This window comes from Marinobacter sp. F3R08 (genome assembly GCF_018860425.1).
Lineage (GTDB): Bacteria > Pseudomonadota > Gammaproteobacteria > Pseudomonadales > Oleiphilaceae > Marinobacter.
Genome location: NZ_JAHKPI010000008.1, coordinates 18,586 through 31,247, shown reverse-complemented (window position 1 = coordinate 31,247; position 12,662 = coordinate 18,586). Strand labels below are relative to the sequence as shown.

The following is a 12,662-nucleotide window of genomic DNA, read 5'->3' as shown; positions in this document are numbered from 1 at the left end:
ATCCATGTCGGGTGTGGTGGCCAAAGTCGATCCCGTAAAAACCCGTATTGACTGAGATATACCCCTGGCCGACCATACCGGGCTCCCCGCACCAGCCCAAGGTGAGCTATTCAAGATGCACGAAAGCATAATGGAGCAGTTATGGCAGACTTCCCACCTTCAGGGTGGAAATCTTGCCTATGTTGAACAGCTTTTTGAAACCTACCTGACAGACCCGAATGCCGTTCCCGAAGAGTGGCGAAGCTATTTTGACAAGCTTCCGAGTGTTGATGGCCATCATGGCCGGGATGTTGTCCACTCTTCCATTCGTGAACAGTTTGAGCACATCTCCCGAAATCAGCGTTTTCTTTCCAGCGGCGGCGTACCTGCCAGCGCGACGTCTGACGCCGATAAGAAACAGATTCGTGTCCTTCAGTTAATCAATGCCTATCGTTTCCGCGGCCATCAGGAGGCGAAGCTCGATCCGCTTGGTGTATGGCAGCGACCCAGGGTTGAAGATCTGGACCCTTCATTTCATGAATTGAAGGATTCTGATCTGGATCTTGAGTTTCAGACCGGTTCTCTGAACCTCGGTTCCGAGACCATGAAGCTGGGCGATATTATTGAAGGGTTGCGTCAGACCTATTGTGAGAGCATCGGCGCGGAATACATGCACGTCGTCGATACCCGCATCAAGAGATGGTTCCAGCAGCGTATGGAACCGGTTCGCTCGCGACCGGCTTACGAAGAAGCTACCCGCAAACATGTTCTTGAGCGTCTGACCGCTGCCGAAGGCCTTGAAAAGTACCTTGGTTCCCGCTATCCGGGCGTCAAGCGTTTTGGCCTTGAAGGTGGCGAAAGCCTGATTCCCTGCCTGGATGAACTGATCCAGCGTGCCGGTTCCTACGGTGCAAAGGAAATTGTTTTGGGTATGGCTCACCGTGGCCGACTTAACGTTCTGGTCAATACCCTGGGCAAGAATCCGAAAGAACTCTTTGATGAGTTCGAAGGCAAAAAGCTGGCTGATTCCGGATCCGGTGATGTGAAATACCATCAGGGCTTCTCATCTAATGTGATGACGCCTGGTGGTGAGGTGCATCTGGCGATGGCGTTTAACCCGTCGCACCTGGAAATTGTGTCTCCGGTGGTTGAGGGTTCGGTTCGGGCTCGTCAGACCCGCCGTAACGACGATGAAGGTAGTAAGGTGGTTCCGATCATCATGCATGGTGACGCGGCGTTTGCCGGTCAGGGCGTGGTGATGGAAACCTTCCAGATGTCACAGACCCGTGGTTTCGGGGTTGGCGGCACCATTCATATCGTCATCAACAACCAGGTTGGCTTCACCACCAGCAAGCAGGAAGACGCGAGGTCTACGGAATACTGTACAGACGTCGCCAAGATGATCCAGGCGCCGATTCTGCACGTGAATGCAGACGACCCGGAAGCGGTGATGTTCGTGACCCAGATGGCCCTGGACTACCGCAACGAATTCAAGAACGACGTGGTGATCGATCTGGTTTGCTACCGCCGTCGCGGCCATAACGAGGCCGATGAGCCTGCGGCAACGCAGCCGGTCATGTACGAGAAAATCCGCAAGCTGAAGACAACCCGTAACCTGTACGCAGACGCGTTGATGGAAGCAGGTGTTATTAGCGAAGACGAAGCCAAGCAGATGGAAAATGACTACCGTGACGCGCTGGATAACGGCGAACACGTGGTCAAGTCTCTGGTGAAAGAGCCAAATAAAGAGCTCTATGTCGATTGGACGCCGTACCTTGGTCATGAGTGGACTGCCAAGTGCAAGTCCAGTGTGGCTCTGAAAACCATTCAGAAACTTGGCAAGCAGCTGACCTCGGTTCCGGAAGGCTTCAGTGTGCAGCGGCAGGTGTCCAAGATTGTTGCCGACCGTGAAAAGATGACGGCAGGCGCTTTGCCGATCAACTGGGGATACGGCGAGGTAATGGCATACGCGACCCTGTTGAACGAAGGACATCCGATTCGTTTGACTGGCCAGGATATTGGTCGCGGCACCTTCTCTCACCGTCACGCGGTTCTTCATAACCAGAAGGACGGAGCTACCCACATCGCGCTTGCGCAACTCTCTGAAGATCAGCCGAAATTCGAGATCTACGATTCGCTGCTGTCTGAAGAAGCGGTCATGGCCTTTGAATACGGTTACTCCACTACTGCGCCAGACGGCCTTGTGGTTTGGGAAGCGCAATTTGGTGACTTTGCCAACGGCGCCCAGGTTGTGATCGACCAGTTCCTGACCAGTGGTGAGCACAAGTGGGGGCGCCTCTGTGGTCTGACCCTGTTGCTTCCCCATGGGTATGAAGGGCAGGGGCCAGAGCACAGTTCAGCCCGTCTGGAGCGGTTCCTGCAGCTGTCGGCTGAGCACAACATTCAGGTGTGTGTGCCAACAACCCCGTCCCAGGTCTTCCACATGCTTCGTCGTCAGGTCAAGCGGCCTCTGCGTAAGCCTCTGGTTGCGATTACCCCGAAGAGTCTGCTCCGTCACAAGGAAGCGACATCCGATCTGGAAGATCTGACCAGCGGCACGTTCAAAACGGTATTGCCGGAGAAGGAGCTGTCAGATCCGAAAAAGGTAACGCGCCTGATCATGTGCAGCGGCAAGGTGTACTTCGATCTTCTCGAGAAGAAGAAAACCGATGAGCGTGACGATGTCGCCATCGTCCGGATCGAACAGCTGTACCCGTTCCCGGGGGATGACCTTGATGAGCTCCTGAGCAAATACAGCAAGCTCAAGCATGTTGTCTGGTGTCAGGAAGAACCAATGAATCAGGGTGCGTGGTACTGCAGTCAGCATCATATGCGCAATGCGCTGTACCGTAAGAACCCCAAGTTGAACCTTCAATATGCCGGTCGGGACCCTTCGGCTGCTCCTGCCTGTGGACACATGTCGGTCCACATCGAAGAGCAGAAGAAACTGGTTAACGACGCATTTGAAATTTGACGAGCTACCGAACTAAGGATCTGTAATGTCTACTGAGATTAAAGCCCCCGTTTTCCCGGAGTCGGTCGCAGAGGGTACTGTTGCGACCTGGCACAAGCAGCCGGGTGAAGCCTGTGCACGCGATGAGCTGATTGTCGACATCGAAACCGACAAAGTCGTTCTTGAGGTTGTCGCACCGGCGGATGGTGTTATTGAAGAAATCGTCAAGAACGAAGGCGATATCGTTGAAAGCGGTGAACTGATCGGCAAATTCAAGGAAGGCGCAGCGGGCTCGAGTAAGCCTGCTGAGAGCAAGAAAGAAGAGGCTCCCAAGGAGGAGGCCAAGAGCGAGGCACCGTCTGGCGACGCCATTCTTAGCCCGGCAGCGCGCAAACTGGCTGAGGAAAACAACGTCGATCCCAATGCGGTCAAGGGTACCGGCAAAGACGGTCGTGTCACCAAGGAAGACGTTCAGAATCACGTGGACAGTGCCAAGTCCTCTGGTGGCGCGTCAGCAGGCAAACCTACCGCAGGTTTGCCCGAGGTGAACGTCAGCCAGGGCGAGCGCCCCGAGAAGCGCGTTCCGATGACCCGCTTGCGGGCCAGTATCGCCAAGCGTCTGGTCGACGCTCAGCAAACTGCGGCCATGCTGACTACGTTCAACGAAGTCAACATGGCGCCGATTATGGAGATGCGCAAGCAGTACCAGGATAGCTTCGTGAAGCGTCATGGTATCAAGCTGGGCTTCATGTCCTTCTTCACCAAGGCGGCGACCGAAGCGCTCAAGCGTTTCCCTGCGGTGAATGCATCCATCGATGGAAACGATATGGTCTACCATGGCTACCAGGACATTGGTGTGGCCGTGTCTACAGATCGTGGCCTGGTGGTTCCGGTGCTTCGCGATTCTGACGCTATGGGTCTGGCCGATATCGAGAAAAAGATTGTCGAGTACGGCACCAAGGCGAAAGAGGGCAAGCTGGCCATTGAAGATATGACCGGTGGTACTTTCACCATCACTAACGGCGGTATCTTCGGTTCGCTGATTTCCACCCCGATCCTGAACCCGCCTCAGACAGCCATTCTGGGTATGCACAAGATCCAGGAGCGCCCAATGGCGGTGAACGGCAAAGTGGAAGTACTGCCGATGATGTACCTGGCACTTTCTTATGATCACCGGATGATTGATGGCAAGGAGGCGGTGCAGTTCCTGGTTGCTATCAAGGAAATGCTTGAAGACCCGGCACGTATTCTGCTGGACGTCTGAACCGACACTTAACGAATCGGAAAACGGGATTAACTATGTCTGATAAGTACGACGTCATTGTCATTGGTGCAGGCCCCGGTGGCTACGTGGCCGCCATCAAAGCTGCCCAACTTGGTCTGAAGACCGCGTGTGTCGAATCCTGGACCGCTGAGGACGGCAAAGCACAGGTACTTGGTGGTACCTGCCTGAACGTCGGATGCATTCCCTCCAAGGCGCTGCTGGAGATTTCTCACAAGTACGAGGAAGCCGGTCACGACTACGCGATGCAGGGCATCATTGCCAAGGATGTCAAAATGGACATCGGCAAGATGATGGAACGTAAGAGCGGCATTGTGAAACAGCTGACCGGTGGTATTGCCGGGCTGTTCAAGTCGAATGGTGTTACTTCTATCCATGGTCACGGCAAGCTCCTCGCTAATCGCAAGGTGGAAGTGACCGACAAGGATGGCAAAGCCACGACTTACGAAGCGGAAAACGTGATTCTGGCGACCGGCTCCAAGCCGATCCAGATCCCGCCTGCACCGTTTGATGGTGAGTACATCGTAGATTCAGAGGGTGCCCTTGAGTTCACCGAGGTGCCCAAGCGCCTGGGTGTTATTGGCGCCGGTGTTATCGGTCTTGAGCTGGGCAGTGTGTGGGCCCGTCTTGGTGCCGAAGTGACCGTTCTGGAAGCTCAGGACACCTTCCTGCCGGCTGTAGATCAGCAGGTTGCGAAGGATGCAATGAAGCAGTTCCAGAAGCAGGGACTGAACATTGTAATGGGTGCACGTATGACCGGCGCGGAAGTTAAGCGCAAGCTGGTAAACGTAAACTATGAAGATTCCAAAGGTAAGCACGAAGCCAAGTTTGACAAACTGATTGTCGCCGTTGGACGTCGGCCTTACACCGACAACCTGCTGTCTGAAGACTCCGGCGTCCAGATGGATGAGCGTGGTTTCATCTTCGTTGATGACAACTGCAAAACCGAAGCACCAGGTGTCTGGGCGATTGGTGATGTGGTACGTGGACCGATGCTGGCCCACAAGGCGTCGGAAGAAGGTGTGATGGTTGCGGAGCGTATTGCCGGGCACAAGCCGCAGGTTAACTACGACTGCATCCCGAACGTGATCTACACCGCACCAGAAGTTGCCTGGGTTGGCAAAACTGAAGAGCAGCTGAAAGCAGAGGGTGAAGAGTACAATGTAGGCACCTTCCCGTTTGCTGCCAATGGTCGTGCCATGGCTGCAAACTCGGCATCGGGTATGGTCAAGATCATCGCTGATGCGAAGACCGATCGCATCGTCGGTTTCCATGTGGTTGGTCCCCAGGCTTCTGAAATCGTTGCCCAGGGTGTCATCGCCATGGAATTCGGCTCCAGCGCTGAAGATCTGGCTCTGACCTGCTTTGCACATCCGACTCTGTCCGAGTCCGTGCATGAGGCAGCTTTGGCCGTCGGTGGTGGCGCGATCCATATCGCCAACCGCCGCAAGAAGAAGTAACGCAAACCAGGAATTTTTTAATTCGGGATATTTACTATGAATTTGCATGAATATCAGGGCAAACAGCTTTTCGCTGAATACGGCCTGCCAGTATCCAAAGGCATTGCCTGTGATACTCCTAAAGAAGCAGTCGACGCTGCCGGAGAAATCGGCGGAGACGCATGGGTAGTCAAAGCCCAGGTTCACGCAGGTGGCCGTGGTAAGGCTGGCGGTGTAAAGCTGGTCAAGAACAAGGAAGAGATCCGCGAGTTCGCAGAGAACTGGCTCGGCAAGAACCTGGTGACCTACCAGACCGACGAGAATGGTCAGCCGGTCAGCAAGATCCTGGTTGAGTCCCTGACCGATATCGATCAGGAACTGTACCTGGGTGCGGTTGTCGATCGTGGTACCCGTCGTGTTGTATTCATGGCGTCTACCGAAGGCGGTGTGGAGATCGAGAAGGTTGCCGAAGAGACACCTGAAAAGATCCTGAAGGCCGAAATCGATCCGCTGGTCGGGGCTCAGCCATACCAGGGCCGTGAGCTTGCGTTCAAGCTTGGGTTGGAAGGCAAGCAGATTGGTCAGTTCACCAAAATCTTCATTGGTCTGGCCAAGCTGTTTGAAGAGTGCGATCTGGCACTGGTAGAGATCAACCCGCTGGTTATTACCCCTGCTGGTGATCTGCACTGCCTCGACGCCAAAGTTGGTGTTGATGGCAACGCGCTTTACCGTCAGAAGAAGATTCATGAGATGCATGATCCCTCCCAGGAAGATTCCCGGGAAGCCGAAGCGGCCAAGTGGGAGCTGAACTACGTGGCTCTGGAAGGCAACATTGGCTGCATGGTTAATGGCGCTGGCCTGGCTATGGGCACCATGGACATCATCAAGCTGTCCGGCGGACAACCCGCTAACTTCCTGGACGTTGGGGGCGGTGCAACCAAAGAGCGTGTCTCCGAGGCGTTCAAGATCATTCTGTCTGACTCCAATGTTAAGGCGGTTCTGGTCAACATCTTCGGCGGTATCGTTCGTTGCGACATGATCGCAGAGGGCATCATTGGTGCCGTTAAAGAAGTAGGCGTGAAAGTTCCTGTTGTGGTTCGCCTGGAAGGCAACAACGCTGAGAAGGGTACTCAGGTACTCGCCGACAGCGGCCTGAACATCATTGCCGCCACCAGTCTGTCGAATGCGGCAGAGCAAGTTGTTAAAGCCGCAGGGGGTAAATAATGAGCATCCTGATTAACAAAGACACCAAGGTAATCTGTCAGGGCTTTACCGGCGCGCAGGGCACCTTCCACTCAGAGCAGGCTATTGCCTACGGCACCAAGATGGTTGGTGGTGTTAGTCCTGGTAAAGGCGGCACTGAGCACCTGGGCCTGCCGGTTTTCAACACCGTCCGTGATGCAGTTGAAGCAACCGGTGCTGAAGCCACTGTTATCTATGTTCCGGCGCCGTTCTGTAAAGATGCCATCATCGAGGCGGCGGATGCCGGTGTTCAGCTGATCGTATGTATCACTGAAGGTATCCCCACCATCGACATGCTGTACGCCAAAGAATATGTGGATAGTAAAGGCGTGCGCATGATCGGTCCCAACTGCCCGGGTGTGATCACTCCGGACGAGTGCAAGATCGGCATCATGCCTGGTCATATCCACAAGAAAGGTAAAGTTGGTATCGTGTCCCGTTCAGGTACTCTGACTTACGAAGCGGTCAAACAGACCACTGACTTCGGCTACGGTCAGTCCACCTGCATCGGTATCGGTGGTGACCCGATCCCGGGCTCCAACTTCATCGATATCCTGGCACTGCTTCAGGAAGATCCTGAAACTGAAGCCATTGTGATGATTGGTGAGATTGGCGGTACTGCTGAAGAAGAAGCCGCTGCCTATATCAAGGAGAACGTCACCAAGCCGGTGGTTTCCTACATCGCTGGTGTTACGGCGCCTCCTGGCAAGCGTATGGGCCACGCTGGTGCGATTATCTCCGGTGGTAAGGGTACAGCAGATGAGAAGTTTGCTGCTCTGGAAGACGCTGGTGTGCGTACTGTACGCAGTCTGGCCGAGATTGGTCAGGCTCTGAAGGAAGTTACCGGCTGGTAAGTTGGCCTTCTTTCAGTAAAAACCCCCGTTTCTGCCCTGCAGAGCGGGGGTTTTTTATTTATAATGCCGGGTCGCCTGAACTATGATGGCGAATCCAATACCAAATAAGGAGTTCGTGCTTTGAGTTCTGTAGATTCCCAGCAAAGGGTTTTGTCCGGAATGCGTCCGACCGGCAAGCTTCACCTTGGCCACTATCATGGTGTGCTGAAAAACTGGGTGAAACTCCAGCACGAATTCGAGTGCTTCTTTTTCGTGGCAGACTGGCATGCCCTGACCACGAACTATGATGACCCCTCAGGCATCGAGCAAAGCGTCTGGGACATGGTCATCGACTGGCTGGCTGCGGGCGTGAATCCCGGGTCATCGACCATGTTTATTCAGTCCCAGGTGCCCGAACATGCAGAGCTGCACCTGCTGTTGTCTATGATCACGCCTCTTGGTTGGCTGGAACGGATCCCCACCTTCAAAGATCAGCAGGAAAAGCTGCGCGAGAAGGATCTGGCGACCTATGGTTTCTTGGGCTACCCGCTGCTTCAAAGCGCCGATATCCTGATTTACCGGGCCGGAAAAGTTCCGGTTGGTGCCGATCAGGTTTCTCATGTCGAGATTACCCGGGAAATCGCTCGCCGCTTCAACCACATCTACGGTCGTGAGCCAGGGTTTGAAGAGCAGGCGGAAGGTGCCATCGTGAAGATGGGCAAGAAAAACGCCAAATTGTATCGGAACCTGAAGAAGCGCTATCAGGAAGAAGGAGATATGGATGCTCTGGAAACGGCCAGGGCGTTGTTGAAAGAGCAGCAGAATATCTCCCTGGGTGACCGTGAACGCCTGTATGGCTACATAGAGGGCGGCGGCAAAGTCATTCTGCCGGAACCCCAGCCGTTGTTGACGCCGGAATCCAAGTTGCCAGGTCTGGACGGTCAGAAAATGTCCAAATCCTACAACAACTATATCGGCCTGCGTGAAGAACCAGACAGTGTTGCCCAGAAGGTTCGCACCATGCAGACCGACCCGCAACGCGTCCGCCGGACGGATCCGGGTGAGCCTGAAAAATGTCCGGTGTGGGGCATGCATAAAATCTACTCCGATGCCGATACACAGGAATGGGTTCAGAATGGCTGTCGTAGTGCGGGCATCGGCTGCCTGGACTGCAAGAAGCCACTGATTGATGCCATTGTTGAGGAGCAGCGTCCGCTCCATGAGCGTGCGCGTGAATATGAAGGGAATCCGGACCTGGTTCACTCCATCCTGCAGGAGGGGCGTGAGCAAGCCCGTGATGCCGCCAGAGATACCCTCGATGAAGTCCGGGCAGCCATGGGGCTTCATTACCGCTGAGTCTCCAGAAACCGGCGTCGGGCACGCATCGTGCCGAACCGGAGGGATAGGTTATGACGGAAGAATCCACTGACCAGGTAGCACCGGACAGTCCGGAGACAGAGCTCGAGCAGTCTCCGCTTGCCCGGGTTTCCGGTAAGCCGGTGGTGGATCTTCCGAAAGACCTCTATATTCCACCAGACGCCCTGGCGGTTTTCCTGGAAGCCTTTGAAGGACCTCTGGATCTTCTGCTTTATCTCATCCGGCGCCAGAATATGAATATTCTGGATATTGATGTCAGTGAGATTACCCGTCAGTACATGGATTATATCGGTGCCGTTGAGGCCATGCGCTTCGAACTGGCCGCTGAGTACCTGGTGATGGCGGCGACCCTGGCGGAGATCAAATCCAGAATGTTATTGCCGCGCCAGGAAAGTGATGACGAGGAAGAAACAGATCCCCGGGCCGAGTTGATTCGCCGGCTTCAGCAATATGAACGTTTCAAACAGGCGGCGGAAGATATCGATAGTCTGCCGCGCCTGGAGCGGGACAACTATACGGCTTCCGGTGCTCTTCCGAAGATGCCGTCCAGTCAGCCTCATCCGGATGTCGATCTGCGAGAAATGCTGCTGGCTCTTCAGGGTGTGTTGCAGAGGGCGGATCTGTTTACCAGTCATCATGTGGAGCGGGAAAGGTTGTCTACGCGAGAGCGCATGTCCGCGATCCTTTCGGTGCTCCAGGATGATCATTTCGTTACTTTTGAGAGTCTGTTCACAGTGGAGGAGGGGCGTCTCGGGGTTGTCGTATCCTTCCTCGCAACACTTGAGCTGGTGAAGGAACAACTGATCGAGGTTGTCCAGGCGGACGTTCTGGGCCCGATTCACGTTCGGGCAAGGGCCACCAATTAGAATTTTCGCCAGAGAAAAGCACGGGAACACGGATTAGACGCTATGAACGAAGAGCACCTGCTGAGAATCCAGGCTATTGCCGAAGCGGCTCTGCTGGCTGCAGGGAAACCGCTATCTCTCGACCAGCTCCGGGAGTTGTTTGGTGAAGATGAGCGGCCTGCACGGCAGGTTATGGAGCACGTAATGATGCTTCTGGAAGCCGCGTGTGAAGGTCGTGGTTTCGAATTGAAAAAGGTGGCCAGTGGTTACCGTATCCAGGTACGCGAGGAATTTTCTCCCTGGGTTGGCCGCCTGTTTGAGGAAAAACCGCAACGGTATTCTCGGGCGTTGCTGGAGACGCTGGCGCTCATAGCTTATCGGCAGCCCATCACCCGGGGTGAGATCGAGGATATCCGGGGTGTTACGGTAAGCAGCAATATCATTCGTACGCTGCTTGAGCGAGAGTGGGTACGTGTAGTAGGACATCGAGATGTCCCCGGTCGACCGGCTATGTATGCGACAACCAGGCAGTTCCTGGATTACTTCAACCTCACGGGCCTGGATCAGTTGCCGCCCTTGAATGAAGTTCGTGATCTTGAGGAGATTGGCCGGGAGATTGAAAAGAACATGCAGGCAGAGATCGAATTCGATTCGAAGGCTGCCGAGAGTGACGACGAAGCTTCGAACGAGACACTTCACTGAGACCATTCGGGTGTCAGTCAGAGATTAAGGATTGAATTCATGGCGGCAGATCGCCCCAGAAAACCAGCCAGACCAGCCCAGAAAAACATTAGTCAGGGCGAACCTGAGCGTATTCAGAAATTGCTCGCCAGGGCGGGTATCGGTTCACGCCGGGAGATTGAGGGCTGGATGGAAGCAGGCCGTCTTACAGTAAACGGTGAACCGGCGGCGCCAGGACAAAAAGCAACGGTAGAAGATCGCTTTGAACTCGATGGCAGGCGTCTTGAGGTGTCCGGCGCGGCTGAAGTGATGCGGCGCGTGTTGATTTACAACAAGCCAGAAGGCGAGGTTAATACGCGGAAAGATCCTGAAGGACGGCCGACGGTGTTTGATCGGCTGCCACGCTTGAAAGAGCACCGCTGGATTTCGATAGGTCGGCTTGATATCAACACTACGGGGCTGGTGCTTTTTACCACGGACGGGGAGCTGGCCAACCGGTTAATGCATCCGTCCAATCAGATCGACCGGGAATACGCAGTTCGTATCTTTGGGGAAGTAGACGATGCCATGATTGAGCGGTTGCTCCAGGGCGTGCTTCTGGAAGATGGCATGGCGAAGTTTACCGATATCTCTCCCGCCGGCGGCAGCGGAATGAATCGCTGGTTCCACGTAACGTTGCTGGAGGGCCGGAATCGGGAAGTGCGACGCTTGTGGGAGTCCCAGGGTGTTCGGGTCAGTCGTCTGAAGAGAGTGCGCTACGGGCCAATATTTCTGCCGAGCAGGTTAATCGTTGGCAAATGGGAGGAGCTGGACCAGAAGGCAGTGGATACCCTCAGTCGGACTGTCGGGCTGGAGAAGGTCGATATTCCACAGAAAACGCCAGACGAAAAAGCCGCCCACGATCGCCAAAGCCGCAAAAGTCCTGGCCGTGGAGGCAAGAAAACGCCCAGCAGGAAGTGGGCTGTCAGTGACTCCAGGCCAGCCAAGCCCGCGGGCCGAGCTTCAAAGAACGAACGAAGCAGGAATAAAACTCCCAGAAACTGATGGTCAAGAAATGGTGGGAAACACCCGGGTGCAGTTGCGACCCTGGTGTTTCGCATCATAAAGCGCTTCGTCCGCTCTCGCTAACCAGGCTTCGGGTGATTCGTTCGGTAAAAAGGTGGCCACACCGCAGCTGGTGGTTACCGTCAATTCCTTCTCTCCGCCATCTACCCGGATGGCTGCGATCGCATTGCGGACCCTTTCTGCTACATCCCTGGCATCCTGCTCTGACGTATGCGGCAGCATGATGGCAAACTCCTCCCCACCGAACCTGTACACCGTATCGGAGGTGCGAATTGAATTCTCGATCTCCGCTGCAGCCATCTGCAAAAGATGGTCTCCCACCACATGGCCGTGGGCATCATTGACCATCTTGAAGTGATCCAGATCGCAAAGTACGAGCGAGTATGGCCCGCCGTGACGTTCGCACAGGAGGCTGGAACGCTGGAGAGCGTCGTCCAGGGCGCGCTTGTTGGGAATGCCTGTGAGTGAGTCGGTCAGCGATGCCTGTTCGATAGAAGCATACCGGCAGGCGTTACGAAGTGAGCAAATCGCCGCACTGAGAATCATCTCTACCCCCTCGAGTTCCTGTTCCGAAAAGCGCTGGCGACGATGCAGTACCAGCGTCCCGTAAGAGACGCCTTCAAGGCTCAGCCGGTACTCGCAACGGTGAGGGCCACCCATGCCAGTGGTGTAGACGAAATCCTGCTTACCGATCTGATGCCGATAGTTAAGCGCAGTAAAGGGCACGATAGCGACCAGCTCATCAGCCAGAATGGCCAGCTGTTGTTCCAGAGAAAGAGTAGTGGACAGGCGGCGGGTTAGCCGGGTGAGTACATCCGGAGTGTTGGTCCAGTCCTGATGTGCCTGGCGCAGCGCAGCCAGTTTCTGGGGCTGGGAAGGAGAGTGTTGAATCGACGGTATGTTTTTCACTAAAGCTCACTCTGTCGCAGAAGGTTACAGTGCTTTTCTTGTGATAAGCAGAAACCG

Annotated in this window: 10 protein-coding genes; 9 read left to right on the top strand and 1 reads right to left on the bottom strand. The window is 54.9% G+C overall.

The window, feature by feature from the left end:
- Positions 1-115: 115 nt before the first annotated feature.
- The 9 genes from KO499_RS01885 to rluB all read left to right on the top strand — a co-directional run bounded on the left by KO499_RS01885 (position 116) and on the right by rluB (position 11,675).
- Complete coding sequence (locus KO499_RS01885) at positions 116-2,953, top strand: 2-oxoglutarate dehydrogenase E1 component (protein ID WP_215982033.1); 2,838 nt, start codon at positions 116-118, stop codon at positions 2,951-2,953.
- A gap of 25 nt (positions 2,954-2,978) precedes the next feature.
- A complete protein-coding gene (gene odhB / locus KO499_RS01880) occupies positions 2,979-4,196 on the top strand; it encodes a 2-oxoglutarate dehydrogenase complex dihydrolipoyllysine-residue succinyltransferase (RefSeq protein WP_215982032.1) in 1,218 nt (405 codons plus the stop codon).
- A 35-nt stretch (positions 4,197-4,231) separates the two neighbouring features.
- Positions 4,232-5,674 carry a dihydrolipoyl dehydrogenase gene (gene lpdA, locus KO499_RS01875; RefSeq protein ID WP_215982031.1) on the top strand — a complete coding sequence of 481 codons (1,443 nt, stop codon included), beginning with the start codon at positions 4,232-4,234 and terminating at the stop codon, positions 5,672-5,674.
- Positions 5,675-5,710: 36 nt separating this feature from the next.
- Positions 5,711-6,877, top strand: a complete 1,167-nt coding sequence (sucC, locus tag KO499_RS01870) for an ADP-forming succinate--CoA ligase subunit beta (protein ID WP_215982030.1) — start codon at positions 5,711-5,713, stop codon at positions 6,875-6,877.
- A complete protein-coding gene (gene sucD, locus KO499_RS01865) occupies positions 6,877-7,749 on the top strand; it encodes a succinate--CoA ligase subunit alpha (RefSeq protein WP_215982029.1) in 873 nt (290 codons plus the stop codon). The genes sucC and sucD overlap by 1 nt, the downstream gene beginning before the upstream one ends.
- 120 nt (positions 7,750-7,869) lie before the next feature.
- The gene (locus KO499_RS01860) at positions 7,870-9,084 is read left to right on the top strand and encodes a tryptophan--tRNA ligase (protein WP_215982028.1); all 1,215 of its coding nucleotides are present in this window, start codon (positions 7,870-7,872) and stop codon (positions 9,082-9,084) included.
- A 53-nt stretch (positions 9,085-9,137) separates the two neighbouring features.
- Positions 9,138-9,971, top strand: a complete 834-nt coding sequence (locus KO499_RS01855) for a segregation and condensation protein A (protein ID WP_215982027.1) — start codon at positions 9,138-9,140, stop codon at positions 9,969-9,971.
- A gap of 42 nt (positions 9,972-10,013) precedes the next feature.
- Positions 10,014-10,652: an SMC-Scp complex subunit ScpB gene (gene scpB, locus KO499_RS01850; protein WP_215982026.1), complete on the top strand. Its 639-nt coding sequence runs from the start codon at positions 10,014-10,016 to the stop codon at positions 10,650-10,652.
- A gap of 39 nt (positions 10,653-10,691) precedes the next feature.
- Positions 10,692-11,675 (top strand): 23S rRNA pseudouridine(2605) synthase RluB, encoded by a 984-nt coding sequence (gene rluB, locus KO499_RS01845; protein ID WP_215982025.1) that lies wholly within the window; start codon positions 10,692-10,694, stop codon positions 11,673-11,675.
- A 3-nt stretch (positions 11,676-11,678) separates the two neighbouring features.
- Here rluB and KO499_RS01840 read toward each other — a convergent pair whose 3' ends face one another.
- The gene (locus KO499_RS01840) at positions 11,679-12,605 is read right to left on the bottom strand and encodes a GGDEF domain-containing protein (RefSeq protein WP_215982024.1); all 927 of its coding nucleotides are present in this window, start codon (positions 12,603-12,605) and stop codon (positions 11,679-11,681) included.
- Positions 12,606-12,662: the final 57 nt, after the last annotated feature.

Coding starts and splice junctions, on each gene's coding strand:
- KO499_RS01855 (WP_215982027.1), top strand. CDS start 9,138: ATGACGGAAGAATCCACTGACCAGGTAGCACCGGACAGTCCGGAGACA.
- sucD (WP_215982029.1), top strand. CDS start 6,877: ATGAGCATCCTGATTAACAAAGACACCAAGGTAATCTGTCAGGGCTTT.
- odhB (WP_215982032.1), top strand. CDS start 2,979: ATGTCTACTGAGATTAAAGCCCCCGTTTTCCCGGAGTCGGTCGCAGAG.
- scpB (WP_215982026.1), top strand. CDS start 10,014: ATGAACGAAGAGCACCTGCTGAGAATCCAGGCTATTGCCGAAGCGGCT.
- rluB (WP_215982025.1), top strand. CDS start 10,692: ATGGCGGCAGATCGCCCCAGAAAACCAGCCAGACCAGCCCAGAAAAAC.
- lpdA (WP_215982031.1), top strand. CDS start 4,232: ATGTCTGATAAGTACGACGTCATTGTCATTGGTGCAGGCCCCGGTGGC.
- KO499_RS01885 (WP_215982033.1), top strand. CDS start 116: ATGCACGAAAGCATAATGGAGCAGTTATGGCAGACTTCCCACCTTCAG.
- sucC (WP_215982030.1), top strand. CDS start 5,711: ATGAATTTGCATGAATATCAGGGCAAACAGCTTTTCGCTGAATACGGC.